Source organism: Agromyces soli, assembly GCF_022811605.1.
GTDB classification, from domain to species: Bacteria; Actinomycetota; Actinomycetes; order Actinomycetales; family Microbacteriaceae; genus Agromyces; species Agromyces soli.
This window is the reverse complement of record NZ_CP094533.1, coordinates 948,229-970,467: the sequence shown is the minus strand read 5'-3', so window position 1 is coordinate 970,467 and position 22,239 is coordinate 948,229. Positions and strand designations below refer to the sequence as shown.

The window sequence follows — 22,239 nt, the reverse complement described above, 5'->3', positions numbered from 1 at the left end:
GGGCCCGGGCAGGATGTCGGAGACGGGAAGGAATCCGGATGACCACGCCGCAGGCACTCAGCGAGGCCGATCGTCGCGTCGTCGCAGGCTGGGCGGCCGACTGCGCCGAGCGAGTCCTGCCGCTCTTCGAGGCGGAGGCGCCCGACGACGATCGCGCGCGAGACGGCATCGACCGGGCGCGGGCCTTCTCACGCGGCGAGCTCGACACCGCCGAGCAGATCCGCATCCGCTTCGTCGCAGGCCGCGCCGCGGGCTCCGCGGAGACGCCCGCCGCGATCGCTGCGGCGCGTGCCGCCGGTCAGGCCGCAGGCGTCGCCCACATGGGTGCGCACGCGCTGGGCGCGGCGGCCTACGCGGCGAAGGCGGCCGCACTTGCCGCCACCGACGCGGAGGCCGCGCGACGGCAAGAGGTCGAGTGGCAGCTTCGGCGCCTCACGCCGGAGGCGCACCGCGCGCTGCTGCGGCTTCCGCTGCTCGGCACGGACTCCGCGGGTCCGCTGGGTCCGGGGCTGCTCGCCGCAGGCGTGCTCGCGACGACCATCCGCGAGCTGCAGGCGGCCCTGCCCGATCGCGTCCCGCCCGAGTAGTCGGCGTCGCCTCGCGGCGTGGCGGGTACAGTGACCGAATGGACATCCGCATCGCGGCGTATGGCGTCATCATCGATCAGGGGCGGATGCTGCTCTCGCACTGGAACGAGCACGGCCGGTCCGGCTGGACGCTGCCCGGCGGCGGCATCGAGGGGTCGGAGCACCCGCTCGAGGCGGCGGTCCGCGAGATCCGCGAGGAGACCGGCTACGACGCCGAGATCGACCGCCTGCTCGGCATCGACACGATGGTGATCCCCGCGGAGCGGCGGAACACGGGGCAGGCGCCGCTCTACGCGATGCGGGTCGTGTACCGTGCCCACGTCACCGGCGGCGAGCTGCGGAACGAGGTGGGCGGGTCGAGCGATGAGGCGCGGTGGGTGCGGCTCGAGGAGATCCCGCGGCTGAAGCGGGTGAGCCTGCTGGATGTCGGGCTGCGACTCAACGCCGAGGAGCCCGCGGACGGGCGTCAGCGCTGAGCGGACGACTCCTCGGGGAACGTCGCCGCCCCGGAGAAAAGGGAACGGCCCCGTCCGAGCGGACGGGGCCGTTGGATCGGCGCCGGGGCGGTGCACCCGGCGGGACGTACGGTGCTCACGGGGTCACCTGGCGGTGACGCTCAGTGCGATGCGGGCGAACTCCTCGTCACGGAGTGCCGTCGCGATGCGCTGCGCCTCGCGGTGGTGGGCCACCGCTCGGTGCGTGCGGCGCTCGTCGTGCCGACGGCTCCATTCGATGAGTGCGAGCCCGAGCCGTGCGGCCAAGCGCTCGCGGAGCATGCGCGCACCGGTGCGCACGTCGCTCGCCCGGGACTCGGTGGTCCCGAGGGTGGTGATGGTCGTGGGATTCACGAGATGGTTCCTTCGTTTCAGGATGATCGGCGCCGAGGATGCTCGGAGCCGGGTCGACGCGCGCGGGCGCGCCGAGTCTCAGTCGCGACGGGCCCTGGTGGACCGGCGTCGCGCGGCCGCACCGGAGGTCCGGGGCGGGGAGCCGCAGCGTACGGCGTCCGAGTCAGCGACTCGGTGATGGGCGATGCGCCTCGATGGCGCGACGTGCCCGTGGGGCTGGAGCCTTCAGGAGCGACGGGGCCAGTGCAGACTGGCGGCGCTCAGCCCGGGCTCAGCAGGCGGCGACGGAGGCCGCGAACGCTGCGCCGAGGAAGGTGTGGCCGGCGGGCGACTGGAAGGTCTGCTTCATCATCGGTCATCACTCCTCTCTGAAACTCGGCGGAAACGAACGGTCACGAACCTATCGGTGTTCGCAGCGCGCGCGCAAGTACCCGCCCGAAATCCGATCGAATCGTTTCCGGAGACGCCGAAGGCCCCGCTGGATCAGCGGGGCCTTCGGGCGAGTGGTGCGCGTCGGAAGGGACGCGGGGGAATCAGGATGCCGCGGGGCTCTCGGGCTCGTCGTCGGCGACCCACAGCTCGTCGTCGGCGCGGAACGTCTGCCAGACGGCATATGCCACACCGGCCGCGACGACCACGCCGGCGCCGATCGCGAGGATCGTGCCGACGCCCGGGCCCTTCTTCTGCTCGACGACCACGGCCCGCGGGTTGACGCGCTCGAGCGCGCGACGCACCCGCGTGTCGTTGGCGATGTCGCCGACCGAGAGCAGCGAGCCGAGGAAGCCGCCGACGGTGCGCTCGGCGGTGTCGCCGGCGCGCTTCGCGACGACCCGCGCCGAGTCGAGACCAGGCCGGACGTACGTCTGGTAGCCGTCTCGAACCCGCGGAACGACCTCTTCGCGCGTCAGGTTGCCGAGCTGGCGGCTGGCCTCACGGGCGACGGAATTCGCGTGCTCCAGTACGGCCTGCTGGTTCCCCCACAGTTCTTCCGCACTCCCCCGCAGCCGCTTGAGTTCCTTCCGGCGCTTGCGTGACAGGCTCATGTCGACCTCCATCGTTGTGCAGCGAACTCCTCCATCTTGCCACCGAACCGCCTGGAAACGAGGTGGGAGTCGTCGGGGGTTGCCAGCGGATGCCGCTTCGTGCATGAGAGAATGGCCGACATGGCTGCTCTCCCCACCGCTGTTGCGACGATCACGACGAACCACGGCCCGATCGAGGTCGAGCTCTACGGCAATCACGCCCCGAAGACGGTGCGCAACTTCATCGGTCTCGCGACCGGCGAGCAGGAGTGGACCCACCCGGGCACCGGCCAGAAGCAGAGCGGCGTGCCGCTCTACGACGGCGTCGTGTTCCACCGCATCATCCCCGGCTTCATGATCCAGGGCGGCGACCCGCTCGGCCAGGGCATCGGCGGCCCCGGCTACCAGTTCGACGACGAGATCAACCCCGAGCTCGACTTCACCGAGCCCTACGTGCTCGCCATGGCCAACGCCGGCCCCGACCGCATCACGGGCGGCGGCACCAACGGCTCGCAGTTCTTCATCACCGTCGGCCCGACCACGTGGCTGCAGGGCAAGCACACCATCTTCGGCAAGGTGACCGACGCGGCCAGCCAGGCGGTCGTCGACAAGCTCGCCGCCGTGCCGACCGACGGCCGCGACAAGCCGCTCGACGACGTGGTGATCGAGTCGATCTCCATCGAGCAGCGCTGACCCGCCCGAGAATCCCGAGCATCGGGTGAGCGAGGGCGCGCCGTCCCGCGAGGACTTCTGCTATCGGCATCCCGATCGGCGGAGCTACGTGCTGTGCCAGCGCTGCGGCCGCACCGTGTGCGGCGAGTGCCAGACCCCCGCGCCGGTCGGGGTGATCTGCCCCGAGTGCATGCGTGAGCAGCGCGCCCAGGCGCCGCGCACGAAGCCGGCCGCCTTCACCCGGATGCGCAGCGCCGCCGGCCGCGGCGCCCCGGTCGTCACGTACTCGATCATCGGCGTGACGCTCGTCGTCTACCTGCTGCAGTTCCTCACCGGCTCGCTGCTCACGAACCTGTTCGCGTTCACGCCGCAGGCGTTCGTGCTGTCGATCGAGCCGTGGCGGGCGCTCACGAGCCTGCTGCTGCACGGCTCGATTCTGCACGTGCTGCTGAACATGTACACGCTGTGGCTGTTCGGCCAGCTGCTGGAGTCGATGCTCGGCCGCTGGCGCTTCCTCGCGCTCTATCTGATCGCCGGCCTCGCCGGCTCGATCGGTGTCGTCGTGTTCGCCGACCCGTTCACCTGGGTGCTCGGCGCATCGGGCGCGATCTTCGGCCTGATGGGCGCCTTCGTCGTCATCCAGCGCCGGCTGGGCGGCAACCTCACCCAGCTCTACGTGCTGCTCGCGATCAACCTCGCGATCGGCTTCCTGCCGGGTGCGAACATCTCGTGGCAGGCGCACCTCGGCGGGCTCATCGGCGGCGCGCTGGTCGGGCTCATCTATCTCGAGACGCGCGACCGCTCGCGCCGAGGGCTGCAGATCGGCCTGCTCGCGGGCCTCGTCGTCGTGCTCTTCGTGCTCGGCTTCCTCGTCGCCCGCTGGAAGATCGGCGCCTTCTGAGTTATCCACACCCTCTCCACAGACTGGGGAGAATTACAGGGGTGTGATTCAGCGCGCGACGCTCCAGAGTGCCGGATTCGCGGGAATCTCGGGGCCGAGGGGGTTATCCCCAGATTCCACAGGCGGCTGTGGAAAATGGGGACAACACTGTGGAGAGCTGTGGAAAGTGAGAGCCGCACACACGAGAAGGGGGCGGATGCCGAAGCATCCGCCCCCTTCTTGGAGCTGCAGTCGGCCGGCGTCAGCGCCAGCGGGTGGTCATGAGGAAGCCGATGAAGGCGATGCCGAAGCCGATGAGGATGTTCCACGGACCGAGGTCGGCGATCGGCCAGGCCCCGCCGGAGACGTAGAACACGATGATCCAGGCCAGTCCGAGCAGCATGAAGCCGAACATGACGGGCTTGAACCAGACGGGGTTCGGGGCCTCTTCACCGCTCGGCTGCTCCGCGTTCGCGGGCTTCGAAGATTTCGCACGTGCCATGCCCGAGATTCTAGCCGAGGCCGGGCCCTGCGCCCATCCCGGGTCCGAACCGCACGGTTCCGCCACAGCCGGGCCGCAGTAGACTCACGGGTATGTCCGCGCCGGTTGAGGGTGGGCGACGCGCCTCGCGTCGCCCTGCGAAACCGCGCCCCCGGGTGAGCGTTGTCGGGGTCTTCGGCGAACTCCTCGTCACCGCGGGCGTGCTCATCCTGCTCTTCCTCGGCTGGCAACTGTGGTGGAACGACGCGATCATGGCGGGCCAGCAGTCGCAGGCGGCATCCGGTCAGTCCTCGAAGTGGATCGAGGACGAACGCGCCGCGCGCGGCGACGCGCCCGCCCCGGACCCCGCCGATTACGGAGACCCGATCGTCGACACCACCGAGTACGGCAACGGCGAGCCGCTCGCCGTCATGTACGTGCCCCGGTTCAACACCCCCGGCACGGTGGATTCGGTGCGCACGGTCGCGCAGGGCTACGGACTCGACGTGCTGAACAGCTTCGAGCTCGGCGTCGGGCACTACCCCGAGACGCAGATGCCCGGCGAGGTCGGCAACTTCGCGATCGCCGCGCACCGCAGCGCCTACGGCGGCGGTATGCACGAGATCGAGCAGCTGCAGCTCGGCGACGGCATCTTCATCCAGACGAAGGACGGCTGGTACACCTACCGCTTCCGCGACTTCGAGTACGTCACGCCGGACTCGGTCGACGTGCTCGCGCCGGTGCCGCACCACCCCGATCTGCAGCCGAGCGATCGGCTCGTCACGTTGACGACCTGCAACCCGCTGTACTCCACCGCCGAACGACTGATCGCCTACGGCGTGCTCGAGTCGTGGCAGCCGCTGTCCGCCGGCCCCCCGGCCGAGATCGCGGCCGACGTCGCACGATGGGAGCAGTGACGTGTACGGAGCCCTCTGGCGCATCCTGCCCGGCCCCTGGTGGCTGCGGCTGCTGATCATGCTCGTGCTGGCCGCAGCGGCCGTCTACGCCCTGTTCACCTGGGTCTTCCCCTGGGTCGACCACATCCTGAACCCGATCAACGTCACGGTGGAGTAAATGTTCCGCGTCCTCGTCATCGACAACTACGACAGCTTCGTCTACACGCTCAACGGGTACCTGCAGGAGCTCGGCGCCGAGACCGAGGTCGTCCGCAACGACGACATCGCCGTCGCCGACGTGCCGGCGCGCCTCGCGGAGTTCGACGCCGTGCTCGTCTCGCCGGGTCCCGGCAAGCCGGCCGACGCCGGCATCTCGATCCCCGCGGTCGAGGCCGCGCTCGCCAGCGGCCAGCCGCTGCTCGGGGTGTGCCTCGGCCACCAGGCGATCGCCGAGGCCTTCGGCGGGGTCGTGACGAACGCCGAAGAGCTCATGCACGGCAAGACCTCGAACGTGCGCCACGACGACGACGACTTCTACGCGGGCGTGCCGCAGCCGTTCACGGCGACGCGGTACCACTCGCTCGCGGTCGTCGACGGCACGCTGCCGCCCGAGCTCGTCGTCACGAGTCGCACCGAGGGCGGCGTCATCATGGGGCTCCGCCACGAGCGGGCCCCGATCTACGGCGTGCAGTTCCACCCGGAGTCGGTCCTGACCGAGGGCGGCTACCGCATGCTCGGCAACTGGCTCGCGGCCGCAGGACTCCCCGAGGCGCGCGAGCGGGCCGCGGGCCTCAACCCGCTGCTGAAGTAGCCGGGCTCAGCCCGCGCAGTACGTCAGCTGCACCTCGGAGCCCTGCGGAACGTCGCCGGGTGCGAGGGACTGCTGGGTGACCGGCGAACCGGGCTCCGACGCGCAGTCGGGGTCGGGCACCGGCACCGGCACGAGCTGCACGCTCTGCGACTGCAGCACCGAGGTCGCCGCTTCGAGCGACTGCCCCGTGAGGTCGGTCAGCGTCACCTTGCCGCTCGAGACGGTGAACTTCACCGTGGCGCCGACCTCGACCTTGGTCTTCGCGGCGGGGTCGGTCGACAGCACCGTGTTCTCGGCGACCGTCGGCGAATTGGCTCGCGTCTCGCTGCCTGCGACGAGGCCGGCATCCGTGAGCGCCTGCTTCGCCTGATCGAGCGGCATGTTGGTGACGTCGGGCACTTCGACGGCATCGCGCCCCGTGGAGACGTAGACCGTGACGACGGTGCCGTTGGCGACGGTCTCGCCGGAGGGCGGGTCGGTGCTGATGACCTTGCCGGCCTCGACCGCCTCGTCGGCGCGGTCGATCCTCGTCGCCGGCAGCTTGAGGTCCTGGAGCGTCGCCGCGGCCTCCTCGTACGTCTGCCCGCTGAGGTCTGGGATGCGGGCGACGTCGGTGGGCAGCTCGGAGGTCGGCTGGAGGTTCAGCGCCCAGTACATCACCGCGATGACGATGACCACGACGGCGACGATGCCCGACCAGATCCACACCGCCGGTGGGCGCCGCTGGGTGCGCGCCATCGTCTCGTCCTCGGTGAGCTGGCGGAGCGCGAGCTCCGAGCTCGAGAGCGAGCCGGTCGGGGCGTCGAACAGCATCGCCGTGCCCTCGGGCTCACGGTGCACCGGCACCCGGCCCGAGGCGGCCGTCTCGACGTCGGCGCGGAACTCGGCCGCCGTCTGGTACCGCTCGTCGCGGTTCTTCGCGAGGGCGTGCATGACGACGGCGTCGAGCGCCGGCGAGACCTTGGGGTTGATGACGCTCGGCTTGACCGGGCGCTCGCTGACGTGCTGGTACGCGACGGCGACGGGGGTGTCGCCGCGGAACGGCGGGCGGCCAGTGAGCATCTCGAACAGCACGACGCCCATCGAGTACAGGTCGGTGCGCGCATCGACGGTCTCGCCCTTCGCCTGCTCGGGCGAGAAGTACGCGGCGGTGCCGAGGATGGCCGTCGTCTGGGCGACGGTCGTCGACGAGTCGGACACCGCGCGGGCGATGCCGAAGTCCATGACCTTCACCTGGCCGGAGGTGGTGATCATGATGTTGCCGGGCTTGATGTCGCGGTGCACGACACCGGCGCGGTGCGAGTACTCGAGGGCCGTGAGCACGCCCTCGGCGACCCGGACCGCGGCCTGCGGCTCGAGCGGTCCGTCGCTGATGACGTCCTTCAGGAGGCGCCCCTCGACGTACTCCATGACGATGAACGGGAGCTGCACCTCGTGGCCAGAGGCGTCGACCACGGTCTCTTCGCCGGCGTCGAAGACGCGAACGATCGTCGGGTGGGCCATCCGTGCCGCCGACTGCGCCTCCTGCCGGAACCGCATGCGGAACGCCGGGTCGGTCGCGAGCTGCGGCTTCAGCAGCTTGATCGCCACCTGGCGGCCCAGCCTGGAGTCGGTGCCCACGTGCACGTCCGCCATGCCGCCGCGCCCGATGAGCGCGCCCACGCGGTATCGACCCGCGAGAATGCGTCCTTCATCGTTCACGTCGTGCAGTTCCTTTCCTCGGCGCGATCGGGGAGGTCTCGCGCGATGGAGCGGCGGGGGCCCGCGTCAGTTTCCGTCGGGCTGCTCGTTGCCGGGCAGCGGCGACTCCTCGATGGTCACGGTGGCGGCCGGTGACGACGGCGAGCTCAGCTGACCGCAGAAGTAGCTATAGCTCACGTTGACCTGGCCGGTGGCGTCGGCGTTCGTCGCGATCGTGACCTGGCGCACATCGGCCGAGACGGGCGAGGGCTGGGAGGCCGGTCCGTCGACGGTGATGCTGTAGCCGGAGAGCGTCTGGCCCGAGGGGCAGCTCGCGGCGGGCCAGGAGACGGTGAACGACTGCCCGGCGGTGACGGAGGCGGGGTCGACCGAGGGCGCCGAACCGGGGGCCGAGGGCGTCTCGGGCTCGCCGTAGTAGGTCAGCGTGATCGTCGTACCGGGTTGCACCGGGCCGCTGGGGTTCACGTCGGACACGGTGTTCGCGAGGCCGGGCTCGGTCGCGGGGCCGCCCTCGACCGCGTTCACGGGCAGGCCGAGACCGTCGATCTCGGCGCGCGCCGCATCGATGTTCATGCCGATGTAGTGCGCGCGATCGATCTGGATGGTGTCGGGAGCCTCGGAGGTCGGCGGTGCGCTCGAGCTCGGCGGCGCGCTGGACGTGGTCGGCGGCTTGCTCGAGGTCGACGGCCCGGCCTTGCCGTTGCCGTTCATCAAGAGCGCGACGACGATGCCGATCAACACGATCGCGAGGATCGCGATCAGGATGATGAGCGGCCAGGTCCACTTGCTGCGCTTCTTCTTGCCGTCCGCGGTCTCGTCGCCCTCGGCGGTGCCGTCGGCGGCGAGGGCCGCACCGGCAGCCGCGCCGGCGCCCGCGGCGAGCACGGTCGTGGCGGCGGTGGGCGCGCCCTGCTGCGGGAGCAGGAGCGTCGCGGCGGTGCCGTCGCCCGTGCCGAGCACGGCGGGGACCGCCGCGGCCGCGGCCTGCACGTCGCCGCGGCGGAGTGCGGTCGCGGCCCGCGCGAGGTGCGCGGCGGACTGCGGACGGTCGGCCGGGTTCTTCGCGATGCACGCGTAGACGAGGTTGCGGACCGGCTCGGAGACCGTCACCGGCAGCTCCGGCGGCGTCTCGTTGATCTGGGCCATCGCGATGGCGACCTGCGACTCGCCCGTGAACGGGCGACGGCCTGCGAGGCACTCGTACGCCACGATGCCGAGCGAGTAGATGTCGGTCGTCGGCGACGCCGGGTGGCCGGAGGCCTGCTCGGGCGAGAGGTACTGGACGGTGCCCATGACCTGCCCGGTGGCCGTCAGCGGCACCTGGTCGGCGATGCGGGCGATGCCGAAGTCGGTGATCTTCACTCGACCGTCGGGCGTGATCAGCAGGTTGCCGGGCTTGATGTCGCGGTGCACGAGGCCCGCCGCGTGGGCGGCCTGGAGCGCCGCGGCCGTCTGGGCCACGATGTCGAGCACCTTATCGGTCGAGAGCACGTGCTCCCGCTCGAGGATGGTCGAGAGCGCCTCGCCGGGCACGAGTTCCATGACGAGGTAGGCGCTGCCGTCCTCTTCGCCGTAGTCGAAGACGTTGGCGATGCCCTCGTGGTTGACGAGGGCCGCGTGCCGGGCCTCGGCGCGGAAGCGCTCGAGGAAGCCGGGGTCGCCGAGGTACTCGTCCTTCAGGATCTTGAGGGCGACCTGCCGGCCGATCACGAGGTCGGTGGCTTGCCACACCTCGCCCATGCCGCCGATCGCAATGCGCGACTGCAGTTCGTAGCGCCCACCGAAGGTGAGCCCTGCGCTCGGTCTCATTTGTTCAGCACCGCCTCTAGTACCTGTTTCGCCACCGGTGCGGCAATCCCGTTGCCGAACCCCTCTTGCCCTTGTCCCCCGCCGTCTTCCACCAGGACCGTGATCGCATACTGGGGGGCGTCGGCCGGGGCAAAACCGGTGAACCAGAGAGTGTACGGATCACTCTCGCCGTTCTCCGCGGTGCCCGTCTTCCCAGCCACGCTGACGCCGTCTATTCTTGCATTACTCGCGGCGCCGTTCTCGACGCCGTTCACCATCATCCGCACCATGGTGTCGGCCGTCTCCTTGCTGATCGCACGGCCGAACTCGCTCTTCTGGAACTCCTGCAGCGGGGTGAAGTCCGGGGCGGTGATCTGGTCGACCAGGTTCGGGTTCATCACGATGCCGCCGTTCGCGATCGCGGCGGACACCATGGCCATCTGCAGCGGCGTCGCCCGCACGTCGCCCTGACCGAAGGCGGTCAGCGCGGTCTGGGGCTCGTCGAGCACGGCCGGGTAGGTGCTGGGCTGGGTCGCCGTGGGGATGTCGAACTCGGTGTCGAAGCCGAACTTCTCGGCCTGCTCGCGGATCGCGTCGTCGCCGAGCGCCATGCCCAGCTCGGCGAAGGGGATGTTGCACGAGAGGCGGAGCGCGTCGGCCAGCGTCACCTGGGCGCCGCCGCCGCACGTGCCGCCGTCGGTGTTCCGCACCACCGAGTCGGTGCCGGGCAGGGTGATCGACGCCGGGTTCGGGAAGGTGCTCTCGGGCGTGTACTTGCCGGACTCGAGTGCGGCGGCCGTGACCACGAGCTTGAACACCGAGCCCGGGGGGTTCATGTCGCCCCCGGTGGCGCGGTTGTAGAGCGGGTCGGACGGGTCGTCGACGAGGCCCTGGTAGGTCTCCTGCACCTCACCGCTGTTGTGCACGGCGAGGGTGTTCGGGTCGTAGGTGGGCTTCGTGACCATCGCGATGATGCGGCCCGTCGAGGGCTCCGTCACGATGACCGCGCCCGTGTAGTCGCCGAGCGCGTCCCAGGCCGCCTGCTGCGCGACCGGGTCGATCGCGACCTCGACGGAGGCGCCCATCGGATCCTGTCCCGAGATCAGGCGGTTGAGCTGGTCGAAGAACTGGGTGGAGGACTGTCCGCTGAGATACGAGTTCAGCGAGCGCTCGAGCCCGGTCGCCTCGCCGTTGATGGGGAGGAAGCCAGTGATCGGCGCGTACAGCGGGCCGTTCGCGTAGACGCGCTGGAACTTGTAGTCGTCGTCGGAGGGCTGCGAGTACGCGATCGGCTCGCCGCCGACGAGGATCGGCCCGCGCTCGACCGAGTAGCTCTCGTACAGCGTGCGCGAGTTCCGCGGGTCGTTGGCCAGCGCCTCCGCCTGCGCGTACTGCACGATCGTCGAGGCGACGAAGAGCGACAGGAACATCACGAAGACGAGGATCGTGATGCGCTTCAGTTCGCGGTTCATCCGTCGATCACCAGCCTCGGATGGTTGCGGACCGTGTCGGAGAGCCGTAGCAGCAGCGCCACGATGATCCAGTTCGCGACGAGCGAGGACCCACCGGCCGCGAGGAACGGGGTCGTCAGGCCGGTGAGCGGGATGACGCGCATGACGCCGCCGACGACGATGAACACCTGCAGGGCGACGACGAAGGAGAGTCCGACGCCGAGCAGCTTGCCGAAGTCGTCCTGCCCGGCGAAGCCGATCCGGAAGCCGCGGGACACGAACAGCAGGTAGAGCGCGAGGATCGCGAAGATGCCGGCGAGACCGAGCTCCTCGCCGAGGCTCGCGATGATGTAGTCCGACTGCGGCACGGGCGTGATGTCCGGCCGGCCCTGGCCCCAGCCGGTGCCGATCAGCCCGCCGTTGGAGAGGCCGAACAGGCCCTGCACGAGCTGGTAGCTGCCGCCGACCTCCGCCTCGTAGCGGGCCGGGTCGAAGGGGTTCAGCCAGTTCGCGAAGCGGTTGCCGACGTACTCGAGGACCTGGCTCGCGATGAGGGCGCCGGCGAGGAACATCGAGAGGCCGAGCACGATCCACGACAGCCGGCCGGTCGCGACGTACAGCATGACGAGGAACAGCCCGAAGTAGAGCAGGGCGGTGCCGAGGTCGCGCTGGAACACGATGACCGCCATCGACAGGGCCCAGACCACGAGCAGCGGCCCGAGGTCGCGCGCCCGCGGGAAGCGCATGCCGAGGAAGGTGCGGCCGACCATCGAGAGGGAGTCGCGGTTGCGCACGAGGTAGCCGGCGAAGAACACCGCCAGCGCGATCTTCGCGATCTCGCCGGGCTGGAAGTTCATGACCCCGGCGATGGAGATCCAGACCTGGGCGCCGTCGTGGTCGTCGCCGAGCCCGGGCACGAGCGGCAGCAGCAGCAGCACGATCGCGACGAGGCCGGACAGGTAGGTGTACTTGAACAGCACGCGGTGGTTGCGGATCACCAGGATCGTCGCGATCGCGCAGACGATCGCGATCGCGCTCCACACGATCTGGCGCACGGCGGCGCTGTCCCAGCCGGTGTCGCCCTCGGCGATGTCGATGCGGTAGATCATCGCGATGCCGATGCCGTTCAGCAGCGTGGCGATCGGCAGCAGGAAGGGGTCGGCGTCGCGGGCCACGAAGCGCATCGAGATGTGCAGGGCCAGCACGAGCGCCGAGAGCCCGGCGCCGAGCAGGATCAGCTGGGTGTCGATGGCGCCGAGGGCGCCGAGCTGCACGAGTACGATCGCGCCCGCGTTGATCACGCACGCGAAGAGCAGCAGGGCGAGCTCGAGGTTGCGGAGCTTCTGCGGCAGGCGGATGCGGCGAATGCCGGAGGGCGGCGTCGGTTCGCCGGCGGCCCGTGCCGCGCGGCGGGCGCCCCTCGACGAGCTCGGGGAACCGGACGAGCTCGGGGAACCGGACGCGATGGAGGCGGTGGGCTCAGTCAAGCGACGCCTCCAATCGCTGCACGATGCGGGAGGCCTCGGAGTACGAGTCGGCGCTGATCGTCTGCTCAACGCGCTGCTGGTCGTAGGTGCGCAGCTCGGACACGTCGATCGTCGTCTCGGTGTGCAGCTCGTGCAGCGAGATCGGCCCGAGATTCTGCTGGATGCCCTGGTAGATGGCGACGCGGCCGTTGTGCTCGCCGACGTAGAAGCGGGTCTGCGTCCACTGGTAGCCGACGACGAAGGCCGCCACGATCGCGCCGACGAGGAGCACGATCCAGGCGCCCCAGACGATGCGGCGGCGGCGTCGGCGGCGCTCGTCCTCCTCGATCAGCTCGTCGAAGTAGTCGACCGAGTCGGGTTCGAAGTGGGTCTCCTGCACCGGGTGCGGGCGGAACGGCGTCAGCCGGATGCCGCGGGGCCGCGCGGGCTCAGGCGTCTTGAAGGCGAGCGGCGCGGCGGCGGAGCCCACCATGACGCCGGGGGTCTCCGGCGCCGGCGGTTCGCCGACGTCGACGACGATGACGGTGACGTTGTCGGGGGCGCCGCCGTCGAGGGAGGCCTTGACGAGGCGCTCCGCGACGGGCTTGGCGCTCTGGTCGCTCGCGAGGAAGTCGTGGATCTCCTCGAAGGAGACGACGCCGGACAGGCCGTCGGAGCAGAGCATCCAGCGGTCGCCCGGCCGGGTCTCGAGCACCATCGTGTCGATCTCGGGGGAGGCCTCGACATCGCCGAGCACGCGCATCAGCACCGAGCGGCGCGGATGCACCATCGCCTCCTCGGCGGTGATGCGCCCCGCGTCGACGAGCCGCTGCACGAAGGTGTGGTCGATCGTGACCTGGTTGAGCTCGCCGGAGCGGAGCAGGTAGATGCGGGAGTCGCCGATATGCGCGATGACCACGCGGTCGCCGGTCAGCATCATGGCGCTGACGGTCGTGCCCATGCCGGTCAGCTCGGAGTGCTCGGCGACCGTCTCCGCGAGCCGGCGGTTCGCCGCGATGAGCGCGCCCTCGAGGGTCGCCGCCGCCTCGGTGGGGTCGGTGAAGGCGCGGTCGACCTCCGCGATGCGGTGCGTCGCGATCGCGCTCGCCACGTCGCCGCCGGCGTGCCCGCCCATGCCGTCGGCCACGAAGAAGAGATGGTTGCCCTCGAAGCCGGAGTCCTGGTTGTTGCTCCGGACCCGGCCGACGTGGGAGACCGCCGCGCTCGCCTTGACGTGCGTCATGGGCTACCGCCGGAGCTCGAACGTCGTCGCGCCGACCTTGACCGGGACTCCGAGCGGGATCGGGGTCGGCACGCTCACCCGGGAGCCGTCGAGGAAGGTGCCGTTCGTGGAATCGAGGTCCTGGATCATCCACCGGTCGTTCCACAGCATGAGCCGGGCGTGGTGGGTCGAGGTGTAGTCGTCGCGGATGATGATCGCGGAGTCCGCCGATCGGCCGATGGTGATCTCGTCGCGGCCGAGCGGGAACTCCGCGCCGGCCTTCGGGCCGGAGGTGATGACGAGCGTGCGGGCGTTCTGCGCCGACGCGATCTCGCCGTTGGCGGGAGCGGGGGCGGGGGCCGGCTTGCGGGTGCCGCCGCCGGGGGTGATCGGCGAGCTGGGGAACCCGGATGCCGCGGGCGCGCCGGCCTGCGCCGCATCGGGCTGGAGCTTGCGCACGCGCTGACCGAACAGGTCGCTGCGCAGGGCGTAGACGATGGCGAACACGAACACCCACATCAGCAGCAGGAAGCCGATCTGGAGGACGAGGAGGGTGAGTTGACTCATTCGGCCGGCCCCCAGAACCCGTCCATGTCGTGGCGCTCCGTCGCGGGTTCGCGGCGGGGCGCGGCCGCGGCCTGCGCGAGGACGCGGAACACGATGCGGGTGCGCCCGATGGTGATCACGGAGTCCGGCTCCAGCACGGAGTCGGAGACCGGGGCGCCGTCGAGCTGGGTGCCGTTGGTCGAGCCGAGGTCGCGCACGCGCGCGCGCGAGCCGTCCCACTGCACCTCGGCGTGCCGGCGGGAGGCGCCGGTGTCGCCGAGGGCGATGTCGGCCTCGCTGCCGCGGCCGAGCACGGTGCGGCCCTTGATGATGGGGTATCGCTTGCCGTCGACGTCGAGCACCGGGGTCCAGGCGACCTGGCCCTTCACGTTCTGCGAGTCGACCTGCACCATGCCGACGCTGAGCTCCGCGTCGGGCTGCAGCTCGATCGTGATGCCGCCGGCGAACTGGAAGCGCTGGCTCGCGGCGTGCTTCTGCACGAGGTCCACGAGCTCGTCGGTCAGGGCGGGGCCCAGCCGGGACATCCGGTCGTAGTCCTCCGCCGCCATCCGCACCGTGAAGGTGTTCGGCACCAGCACGCGGTCGCGCGAGACGACGGCGGCCTTCGTGTCGATCTCGCGCTTTAGCGCGGAGGTGATCTCCACCGGCTGGAGTCCGGAACGGAAGGTCTTCGCGAACGCGCCGTTGACGGCGCGCTCGAGACCCTTCTCGAAGTTGTCCAGTAGGCCCACAGGTCTCCCGATTCCGGTGTCTGACTTCGCGTCATGTTAGCGCGAGCGGCTGAAAATGCTGGGTGATCAGTCCAGGGCGATGGTCGCATCCCCCTCGTCGACGTCGAGCGAGAGCGTCGGCACCGAGGCCGTGAGCAGCGTGCCGTCGGCCCGTCGGGCGCCCTCCACGTCACGCATCGTCGGCCGTCCGAGGATGCGCGGACCCTGTCCGTCGAGCGGCACGGAGACCTCCGCGTCGGCGGTCACGACGACCGGCGTGCCGCGCACCGCGAGCTCCACCCGCTCGCCCGTCTCGAGGGCGAAACGGATCGTCTCGGGCTGCACCGTGACGCGGACCCGGGCCCCGTGCAGCGTGATGCGGAAGGTCAGCTCGTCCCAGCCGTCGGGAAGCCGCGGATCGAAGCCGTACTTGCCCTTGTGGTCGCGGAATCCGCCGAAGCCGAACACGAGCGCACTCCACACGCCGCCCGTCGAGGCGACGTGCACGCCGTCGGCGGCGTTGTGGTGCAGATCGGCGAGGTCGACGAACAGGGCCGAGCGGAAGTAGCGCAGCGCGAGCTCGTGATAGCCGACCTCGGCCGCCATGATCGACTGCACGACCGCCGACAGGGTCGAGTCGCCCGTGGTCAGCGGGTCGTAGTACTCGAAGTCGGCGAGCTTCTGCTCGGTCGTGAAGCGGTCGCCCTGCAGGAACAGCGCCAGCACGACATCCGCCTGCTTCAGCACCTGGAAGCGGTAGATCACGAGCGGGTGGTAGTGCAGGAGGAGCGGGCGCAGCTGCTCCGGGGTCTGCTCGAGGTCCCACAGCTCCTTGTCGAGGAACGCGGCGTCCTGCGGGTGCACGCCGAGCTTCGCGTCGAAGGGGATGTGCATGTGCGCCGCGGCGCGGCGCCACCCGGCGACCTCGGCCGGGGTCACGCCGAGCCGCTCGACGAGCTTGTGGTACTCGAGCGGATGCCGCACCTGCAGCTGGTCGACGGCGCTCGCCGCGTCCTCGAGGTTCGCCCTGGCCATGACGTTCGTGTACAGGTTGTCGTTCACGACGGTCGTGTACTCGTCGGGCCCGGTGACGCCGTGGATGTGGAACACGTCGTCGGCGTTGTGCCGCCAGAAGCCCAGGTCCTCCCACATGCGGGCGGTCTCGACGAGGATGTCGATCGCGCCCCGGGCGAGGAAGTCCTCGTCGCCGGTCGCCTGCACGTAGTGCATCAGCGCGTAGGAGATGTCGGCGTCGATGTGGTATTGCGCGGTGCCCGCCGCGTAGTACGCGCTCGACTCGAGGCCGTTGATCGTGCGCCACGGGAACAGCGCGCCCTGCTGGTTCAGCTCGAGTGCGCGGGCGCGGGCGGCCGGCAGCATCCGCTGGCGGAAGCGCATGACGTTCCGCGCGACGATCGGAGCCGTGTACGTGAGGAACGGCATGACGTAGATCTCGGAGTCCCAGAAGTAGTGACCGCCGTAGCCGGAGCCCGAGACGCCCTTCGCCGCGACGCCGCCGCCGTCCGTGCGGGCGGAGGCCTGGGCGAGCTGGAACAGGTTCCACCGGATCGCCTGCTGCAACAGCGGCTGCCCGCCGACCTCGACGTCCGAGCGGGTCCAGTAGTCGTCGAGCCAGTCGCGCTGCTGCGTGAAGAGCTCGGCGACGCCCTGCTCGAGCGCCCGGTCGAGCGTGCGGTCGGCGCGGTCGCCGAGCTCGCGCGCCGGCACCGAGCGGGCCGAGTGGTAGCTGACGAGCTTCGTGACGCGGATCGGATGCCCCTGCTTCGCCTGCACCCGGTAGGTGTGCTTCGCGAGGTCGTCGTCGATCGTGCCGGTCTCGGTGTACTGGTTGTCGGTCGCGATGGCGTGCTCGGCACCGACCGCGAGGGCCATCCCGGAGTTCGTGGTCTGGTAGCCGAGCAGATAGCGGTCGCCGTGCTGCCGCTTCACCCGGGGCTGCAGGACGCGCTCGGTGAAGGTCTCCGCCTTGCGCGGATCGAAGGCGCCGGGGGCCTCGGTGACGCCGGAGCGGTACTCGTCGCGGCCGTCCTGGCGGTTCAGGATGTGGCTCGTGATCGTGACCGCGGCGTCGGCGTCGAGCAGCTCGACCTCGTAGTCGAGCACCGCGAGGTGCCGGTCGACGAAGCTCGTCATGCGCCGGCTTGTGATGAGCACGCGCTTGCCGGCCGGGGTGCGCCACTCGATCGAGCGGCTCAGCACGCCGGTGCGGAAGTCGAGCCGGCGCTCGTAGGCGAGGATCTCGGCCTCGGTGATGACGAGGGGCTCGTCGTCGACGTAGAGGCGGATGATCTTCGCGTCCGGCGCGTTCACGATCGTCTGGCCGACGCGGGCGAAGCCGAACGCCTCCTCGGCGTGCCGGATCGGCCAGGTCTCGTGGAAGCCGTTGACGAAGGTGCCGTGCGCGTAGCCGTCGCGGCCCTCCTCGATGTTGCCGCGGAGGCCGAGGTAGCCGTTGCCGACGGCGAACAGGGTCTCGGTGCGGCCCTGGTCGTCGGCCTGGAACTCGGTCTCGACCAGCGCCCACTCGTCGAGCGGGAACCGGGTGCGGTTCAGCGGGTCGGTGTCGGCGAACCTCATGCAGTGCGCTTTCCGGTCGTGGGGTCGGGGGAGGGCGGTGCGGTGCTGAGCGCGGGGACGAGCTCGTCGAGCTCGTCGACGACGACATCGGCACCGAGCCGCAGCAGCGTATCGCGTCCGACGCCGCGGTCGACGCCGACGACGAGACCGAAGTCGCCGGCGGCGCCCGCCTGCACGCCGGACTCGGCGTCCTCGACGACGGCGCAGGCCGTCGACGGCACGCCCAGCAGCTCGGCCGCGCGGGTGTAGGTGTCGGGTGCGGGCTTGCCGGGCAGCTGCTCGGCGGCCGCGTAGCCGCCGTCGACGACGACCTCGAAGCGGTCGGCGAGGCCGGCGGCGCGCAGCACGTCGGGCGCGTTCTTCGAGCTCGAGACCACCGCGGCGAGGCATCCGGCCGCTTCGACCGCGTCGAGGAAGGCGACGCTCGCGGGGTAGGGCGAGACGCCCTCCTCGGCGAGAGTGTCGGTGAAGACGGCGTTCTTGCGGTTGCCGAGGCCGTGCACCGTGTCCGCGCTCGGCGGATCGCTCGGCTCGCCCTCGGGGACGCGGATGCCCCGGCTCGCGAGCAGGCTGCGCACGCCGTCGTAGCGGGGCTTGCCGTCGATGTAGGCGAAGTAGTCGGCCTCGGTGTACGGCGCGGCGCCGTGCTCGGCCAGGTACGGGGTGAACAGTCGCGCCCAGGCGTGCATGTGCACCACCGCGGTCGGCGTCAGTACCCCGTCGAGGTCGAAGAGCCACGCACGGATGGAGGAGAGGTCGGGGGAGGGGTCGACGGTAGTCACGCCGGTCCTTTCGTCACGTCGTCGTCGTCACGTCGGTCTGGGCGTCAACACCCGCGTCCGATGCTATGCCCGGAGGCGCGCGGCCCGCGAGGGGAGGCGGCGACGCTCAGCGGGTTCGAAGGCGGGCCGCGGCCGCCGTACTCGCAGCCGCGCCGGTCGGGGCCGGAGTGGGGCCCGGCCGTCGAATGGAGATCGGGCGGGTGAAGTGTTAGTCTCGATCGGCTGGCACGCGAGTGCCGGCATGCGCAAGTGGCGGAATAGGCAGACGCGCACGGTTCAGGTCCGTGTGCCCGAAAGGGCGTGGGGGTTCAACTCCCCCCTTGCGCACCACGCACAGAAGAAAAGCCCCGGCAGAACTGCCGGGGCTTTTCTCGTTCCGCGCCGCTAGGTGCGCGCGGGGAGCGAGAGGAACTGCGTGATCAGCTCGAGCGCCTCCGGCTGCAGTCGAAAGTATGCCCACGACCCGCGGCGGGTGCGGGTCAGGTAGCCCGCCTCGGTGAGGATCTTGAGGTGATGCGACACGGTCGGCTGGCTCAGCCCGACGGGTTCGGTGAGGTCGCACACGCAGGCTTCCTGATCCTCCGAGGCGGCCACGATGGAGAGCAGTCGCAGCCGGGTCGGGTCGGAGAGCGCCTTGATCTTGTGAGCGAGGATCTCAGCGTCGGACGCGCCGAGGGGCTCGCGAACCAGCGGCGCGCAGCACACCCCTGCGGAGATGTCGGTGACCTCGAGCATCGTGACCATGCATCGATACTAGTCGATATTGACATCTATCGATAGCGAGCACATACTGACTGCATCGAAGTTCATCGATATCCGTCGATACCCAGGAGGATGCAGTGACGCTGCTCGACTTGACCACTCGTCCAGTGACGAACGACCGCCTCGCCACGCTGCCGGTGGTGATCGTCGGCGCCGGCCCCATCGGGCTCGCCGCGGCCGCGAACCTCGTCGAACGCGGCATCGACTTCGTCATCCTCGAAGCCGGCGACGACATCGCCGACAGCATTCGCTCGTGGGGGCACACCCGACTCTTCTCGCCGTGGAAGCATCTTGTCGACCCTGCCTCACGTCGTCTGCTCGAGGCCGAAGGCTGGCAGCTGCCTTCGCCCGAACGCGCGCCCTCGGGAACCGAGCTGGTCGAGGACTACCTGGTGCCGCTCAGCCGACTGGCACCCATCGCTTCGCGGATCCGCACCGGCGCCGAAGTGCTCGCAGTCAGCCGAGAAGGGATGGACCGGACTCGCACGGCGAACCGCTTCACCACGCCGTTCCTGGTGCGGCTGCGAACCGCAGCGGGGCTGGAGGAGCTGACGGCACGCGCCGTGATCGACGCGTCCGGCACGTATCGCTCGCCGAACTCGCTGAGCTCCTCCGGGCTCGGCCTCATCGGGTTCGACGACATCGCCGACCGGCTGCAGCCCGCGCTCCCGGACGTCCTCGGTCGCGACCGCGACGCGTTCGCTGGCCGGCACACCACCGTCGTCGGCGCCGGACACTCCGCGGCGAACACCCTCCTCGGGCTGGTGCAGCTCGCTCGCGAGGTGCCCGGGACTCGGGTCACGTGGCTGATCCGGAACGCTCGAGCGGTGCGGGTGTCGTCCTCCGAGGGAGATGAGCTCGCCGATCGGGCGAAGCTCGGCGGCCGCGTCGACGCGGCGGTACGCCGAGGCGATATCGAACTCGTCGACGGGTTCGAGATCCTTCGCGCCCGTCGTGCCGAGGACGGCGTCGAGCTCGTCGGCCAGCGTGGCGGGGACATCGCCGTGCACGGAACCGAGGTCGTCGTGAACGCGACCGGGTTCCGCCCGAACCTCGACGTGCTGCGTGAGATCAGGCTCGAGCTCGATGAGATCGTCGAGGCGCCGAAGCGGTTGGCGCCGTTGATCGACCCGAATCTGCACTCGTGCGGCACGGTCGAACCCCACGGCTTCACCGAGCTCACTCACCCCGAGCACGGATTCTTCATCGTCGGCATGAAGTCGTACGGCCGCGCCCCCACCTTCCTGCTCACCACCGGATACGAGCAGGTGCGCTCGGTCGTGGCGTGGCTCGACGGCGATCTCGCCGCCGCCTCGAACGTCGAACTCGTCCTGCCGGCAACCGGGGTGTGCTCGACCGACCTCGGCGGCTCATCGAGCTGCTGCTCGTAGGGCCGGTGTCCCGGGGCTGCCGAGGATCAGCCCCGGGACGCGCGTCTCGCGTCTCGGGTGCGCCGTTTCGGGACGTGCTCGCCGGTCATGCGCTCGCATCCTGCGGGAGAAGCTCAGCCAGAAGCGCCTCGACCCGGTGCCGGATCTCATCGCGGATCGGACGGACGGCCTCGATGCCCTGACCGGCGGGGTCGTCCAGATCCCAGTCCTCATAGCGCTTGCCGGGGAAGATCGGGCAGGCGTCGCCGCAGCCCATGGTGATGACGACGTCGGAGTCGCGGACGGCGTCGGTGGTCAGCACGTTCGGCACGTGGTTCGCGATGTCGATGCCTTCCTCGGCCATCGCCTGCACGGCCACCGGGTTGATCTGGTCCTTGGGCTCAGAGCCTGCGGAGCGGACCTCGAGACGGTCGCCACCGAGTTCACGAAGGAACCCGGCGGCCATCTGCGAACGACCGGCGTTGTGCACGCACACGAACAGCACCGTGGGCTTCTCGGACATCAGCAGACCTTTCCTCGAACTCGAACCCTTTAAACATAGATCAGCATCTATGCATTGGTCGAGCTGAGCCGAGCCGATTCAGCAGATGTTCACGAAGCCGGTTCGGCGAGGGTTGCGAGGAGTTCCCGGACGCGTCGGTCGATGTCGTCACGGATGCGGCGCACCTCTTCGAGGGGTTTGCCCACCGGGTCCTCGAGCTCCCAGTCGAGGTAGCGAGTGCCCGGATAGACCGGGCACGCGTCGCCGCACCCCATGGTGATGACCAGATCCGCCGCCCGCACGACTTCGTCGGTCAGCGGCTTCGGAAACTCGCCACCGAGCGACACCCCGACCTCTTCCAAGGCGGCGGCGATGACCGACGCCACCGCGCCCGCCGGCTCCGAGCCGGCGGTGCGCACGTGCACCCGGTCGCCGGCGAGCTGACGCAGGAGCGCCGCGGCCATCTGCGAGCGCCCGGCGTTCTGAACGCAGACGAACAGCACCGCAAGCGCACCGCCCGGTTCCTGTTGACGCGCGGCGACCGCGGCGAGTCGCTGCGCGGAGAACGCCGCTGTCCGCGACGCCAACCGCGTCCCACCGCCTGCTCGGGCGAGCAGCTGCCGACTCTCGTCGACGAAGCGCTCGACGGTCTCGTGGCTGAAGGTGCCCGCGAATCGCACGGCCAGGTCGTCGACAATGCGTGCGAAGACGGCGGCCTCCGGGCCGGTCGTGCTGGGGACGCCGAGCGCCTCGAGCACGCGATCCAGCTGCCCAGGGGCGACCGAGTACCAGACCCGGCGTCCCTCGGGCCTGCGATCGAGCACCCCCGCCTCGACGAGGAGTCGAGCATGATGCGTGATCGTCGGCTGCCGCAATCCGAGCTCGTCCGCCAGCCGCGTCACCGTCGACCGACCGTCGCGCTCGCGCAGGATCAGCCGGAGGAGTGCGGCGCGCGTCGGTTCTGACACCGTCGCCGAGACCCGCTGCGCCAGATTCATAGACCCCACTCTATGTATTCCGGTCCAGGCTTCTCTCACCTTCCACGGGCGGCTGACCTGGGTGGGTCGGGGGCCGGCGGCGGGCCACGACAATTCTGTTCATTGACGCAAAATACGGTCGACTC

At 70.2% G+C, this 22,239-nt stretch carries 23 protein-coding genes and 1 tRNA gene; 9 read left to right on the top strand and 15 right to left on the bottom strand.

Annotated features, from left to right (window positions below; translation table 11 throughout):
* Positions 1–38: 38 nt before the first annotated feature.
* Both MTP13_RS04605 and MTP13_RS04600 read left to right on the top strand, forming a co-directional pair.
* The gene (locus MTP13_RS04605; RefSeq protein WP_243569930.1) at positions 39–587 is read left to right on the top strand and encodes a putative immunity protein; all 549 of its coding nucleotides are present in this window, start codon (positions 39–41) and stop codon (positions 585–587) included.
* 38 nt (positions 588–625) lie between these two features.
* Positions 626–1,063 carry an NUDIX hydrolase gene (locus MTP13_RS04600; protein WP_243569929.1) on the top strand — a complete coding sequence of 146 codons (438 nt, stop codon included), beginning with the start codon at positions 626–628 and terminating at the stop codon, positions 1,061–1,063.
* A 123-nt stretch (positions 1,064–1,186) separates the two neighbouring features.
* On the opposite strand, the gene MTP13_RS04595 is transcribed toward MTP13_RS04600, so the two are convergent.
* Together MTP13_RS04595 and MTP13_RS04590 are read right to left on the bottom strand one after the other, a co-directional pair.
* On the bottom strand, positions 1,187–1,435 hold the full coding sequence (locus tag MTP13_RS04595) for a hypothetical protein (protein ID WP_243569928.1): 249 nt from the start codon (positions 1,433–1,435) through the stop codon (positions 1,187–1,189).
* Between the two features lie 533 nt (positions 1,436–1,968).
* On the bottom strand, positions 1,969–2,478 hold the full coding sequence (locus MTP13_RS04590; RefSeq protein ID WP_243569927.1) for a DNA helicase: 510 nt from the start codon (positions 2,476–2,478) through the stop codon (positions 1,969–1,971).
* A gap of 120 nt (positions 2,479–2,598) precedes the next feature.
* On the opposite strand from MTP13_RS04590, the gene MTP13_RS04585 reads away from it, so the two are divergent.
* Both MTP13_RS04585 and MTP13_RS04580 read left to right on the top strand, forming a co-directional pair.
* On the top strand, positions 2,599–3,150 hold the full coding sequence (locus MTP13_RS04585; protein WP_243569926.1) for a peptidylprolyl isomerase: 552 nt from the start codon (positions 2,599–2,601) through the stop codon (positions 3,148–3,150).
* Between the two features lie 25 nt (positions 3,151–3,175).
* Positions 3,176–4,030: a rhomboid family intramembrane serine protease gene (locus tag MTP13_RS04580; RefSeq protein WP_243569925.1), complete on the top strand. Its 855-nt coding sequence runs from the start codon at positions 3,176–3,178 to the stop codon at positions 4,028–4,030.
* A gap of 241 nt (positions 4,031–4,271) precedes the next feature.
* On the opposite strand, the gene MTP13_RS04575 is transcribed toward MTP13_RS04580, so the two are convergent.
* Entirely contained in the window at positions 4,272–4,511 is a 240-nt protein-coding gene (locus tag MTP13_RS04575) for a cell division protein CrgA (RefSeq protein ID WP_243569924.1), read from the bottom strand.
* Between the two features lie 155 nt (positions 4,512–4,666).
* On the opposite strand from MTP13_RS04575, the gene MTP13_RS04570 reads away from it, so the two are divergent.
* From MTP13_RS04570 to MTP13_RS04560, 3 genes are read left to right on the top strand one after another with little or no spacing between them, the layout of a single operon-like run.
* The gene (locus MTP13_RS04570; RefSeq protein ID WP_243569923.1) at positions 4,667–5,407 is read left to right on the top strand and encodes a class E sortase; all 741 of its coding nucleotides are present in this window, start codon (positions 4,667–4,669) and stop codon (positions 5,405–5,407) included.
* A 1-nt stretch (position 5,408) separates the two neighbouring features.
* Positions 5,409–5,564, top strand: coding sequence for a hypothetical protein (locus tag MTP13_RS04565; RefSeq protein ID WP_189083956.1), 156 nt, complete (start codon positions 5,409–5,411; stop codon positions 5,562–5,564).
* The gene (locus tag MTP13_RS04560; protein WP_243569922.1) at positions 5,565–6,197 is read left to right on the top strand and encodes an anthranilate synthase component II; all 633 of its coding nucleotides are present in this window, start codon (positions 5,565–5,567) and stop codon (positions 6,195–6,197) included.
* A gap of 6 nt (positions 6,198–6,203) precedes the next feature.
* On the opposite strand, the gene pknB is transcribed toward MTP13_RS04560, so the two are convergent.
* The 9 genes from pknB to MTP13_RS04515 all read right to left on the bottom strand — a co-directional run bounded on the left by pknB (position 6,204) and on the right by MTP13_RS04515 (position 18,482).
* Positions 6,204–7,898: a Stk1 family PASTA domain-containing Ser/Thr kinase gene (gene pknB / locus MTP13_RS04555; protein WP_243569921.1), complete on the bottom strand. Its 1,695-nt coding sequence runs from the start codon at positions 7,896–7,898 to the stop codon at positions 6,204–6,206.
* Positions 7,899–7,964: 66 nt separating this feature from the next.
* Positions 7,965–9,707 (bottom strand): serine/threonine-protein kinase, encoded by a 1,743-nt coding sequence (locus MTP13_RS04550; protein WP_243569920.1) that lies wholly within the window; start codon positions 9,705–9,707, stop codon positions 7,965–7,967.
* Positions 9,704–11,158, bottom strand: a complete 1,455-nt coding sequence (locus MTP13_RS04545) for a peptidoglycan D,D-transpeptidase FtsI family protein (RefSeq protein WP_243569919.1) — start codon at positions 11,156–11,158, stop codon at positions 9,704–9,706. The genes MTP13_RS04550 and MTP13_RS04545 overlap by 4 nt, the downstream gene beginning before the upstream one ends.
* Positions 11,155–12,504: an FtsW/RodA/SpoVE family cell cycle protein gene (locus MTP13_RS04540; protein WP_243570918.1), complete on the bottom strand. Its 1,350-nt coding sequence runs from the start codon at positions 12,502–12,504 to the stop codon at positions 11,155–11,157. The genes MTP13_RS04545 and MTP13_RS04540 overlap by 4 nt, the downstream gene beginning before the upstream one ends.
* Before the next feature lie 112 nt (positions 12,505–12,616).
* Positions 12,617–13,846, bottom strand: a complete 1,230-nt coding sequence (locus MTP13_RS04535) for a Stp1/IreP family PP2C-type Ser/Thr phosphatase (protein WP_243569918.1) — start codon at positions 13,844–13,846, stop codon at positions 12,617–12,619.
* Positions 13,847–13,849: 3 nt separating this feature from the next.
* Positions 13,850–14,392: an FHA domain-containing protein FhaB/FipA gene (locus MTP13_RS04530; protein ID WP_243569917.1), complete on the bottom strand. Its 543-nt coding sequence runs from the start codon at positions 14,390–14,392 to the stop codon at positions 13,850–13,852.
* Positions 14,389–15,123, bottom strand: a complete 735-nt coding sequence (locus tag MTP13_RS04525) for an FhaA domain-containing protein (RefSeq protein WP_243569916.1) — start codon at positions 15,121–15,123, stop codon at positions 14,389–14,391. The genes MTP13_RS04530 and MTP13_RS04525 overlap by 4 nt, the downstream gene beginning before the upstream one ends.
* A gap of 66 nt (positions 15,124–15,189) precedes the next feature.
* Entirely contained in the window at positions 15,190–17,700 is a 2,511-nt protein-coding gene (locus tag MTP13_RS04520; RefSeq protein WP_243569915.1) for a glycoside hydrolase family 65 protein, read from the bottom strand.
* The gene (locus MTP13_RS04515) at positions 17,697–18,482 is read right to left on the bottom strand and encodes an HAD family hydrolase (protein ID WP_243569914.1); all 786 of its coding nucleotides are present in this window, start codon (positions 18,480–18,482) and stop codon (positions 17,697–17,699) included. The genes MTP13_RS04520 and MTP13_RS04515 overlap by 4 nt, the downstream gene beginning before the upstream one ends.
* Positions 18,483–18,725: 243 nt before the next feature.
* Here MTP13_RS04515 and MTP13_RS04510 point away from each other — a divergent pair.
* Positions 18,726–18,812 (top strand) — tRNA-Leu (locus MTP13_RS04510).
* A gap of 54 nt (positions 18,813–18,866) precedes the next feature.
* On the opposite strand, the gene MTP13_RS04505 is transcribed toward MTP13_RS04510, so the two are convergent.
* On the bottom strand, positions 18,867–19,226 hold the full coding sequence (locus MTP13_RS04505; protein WP_243569913.1) for an ArsR/SmtB family transcription factor: 360 nt from the start codon (positions 19,224–19,226) through the stop codon (positions 18,867–18,869).
* A 110-nt stretch (positions 19,227–19,336) separates the two neighbouring features.
* On the opposite strand from MTP13_RS04505, the gene MTP13_RS04500 reads away from it, so the two are divergent.
* Positions 19,337–20,635 carry an FAD-dependent oxidoreductase gene (locus MTP13_RS04500; RefSeq protein WP_243569912.1) on the top strand — a complete coding sequence of 433 codons (1,299 nt, stop codon included), beginning with the start codon at positions 19,337–19,339 and terminating at the stop codon, positions 20,633–20,635.
* 85 nt (positions 20,636–20,720) lie between these two features.
* Here the strand turns inward: MTP13_RS04500 and MTP13_RS04495 are convergent, their stop codons facing one another.
* Positions 20,721–21,137, bottom strand: coding sequence for an arsenate reductase ArsC (locus tag MTP13_RS04495; RefSeq protein ID WP_243569911.1), 417 nt, complete (start codon positions 21,135–21,137; stop codon positions 20,721–20,723).
* 89 nt (positions 21,138–21,226) lie between these two features.
* The gene (locus MTP13_RS04490) at positions 21,227–22,114 is read right to left on the bottom strand and encodes a metalloregulator ArsR/SmtB family transcription factor (RefSeq protein WP_243569910.1); all 888 of its coding nucleotides are present in this window, start codon (positions 22,112–22,114) and stop codon (positions 21,227–21,229) included.
* Positions 22,115–22,239 lie beyond the last annotated feature (125 nt).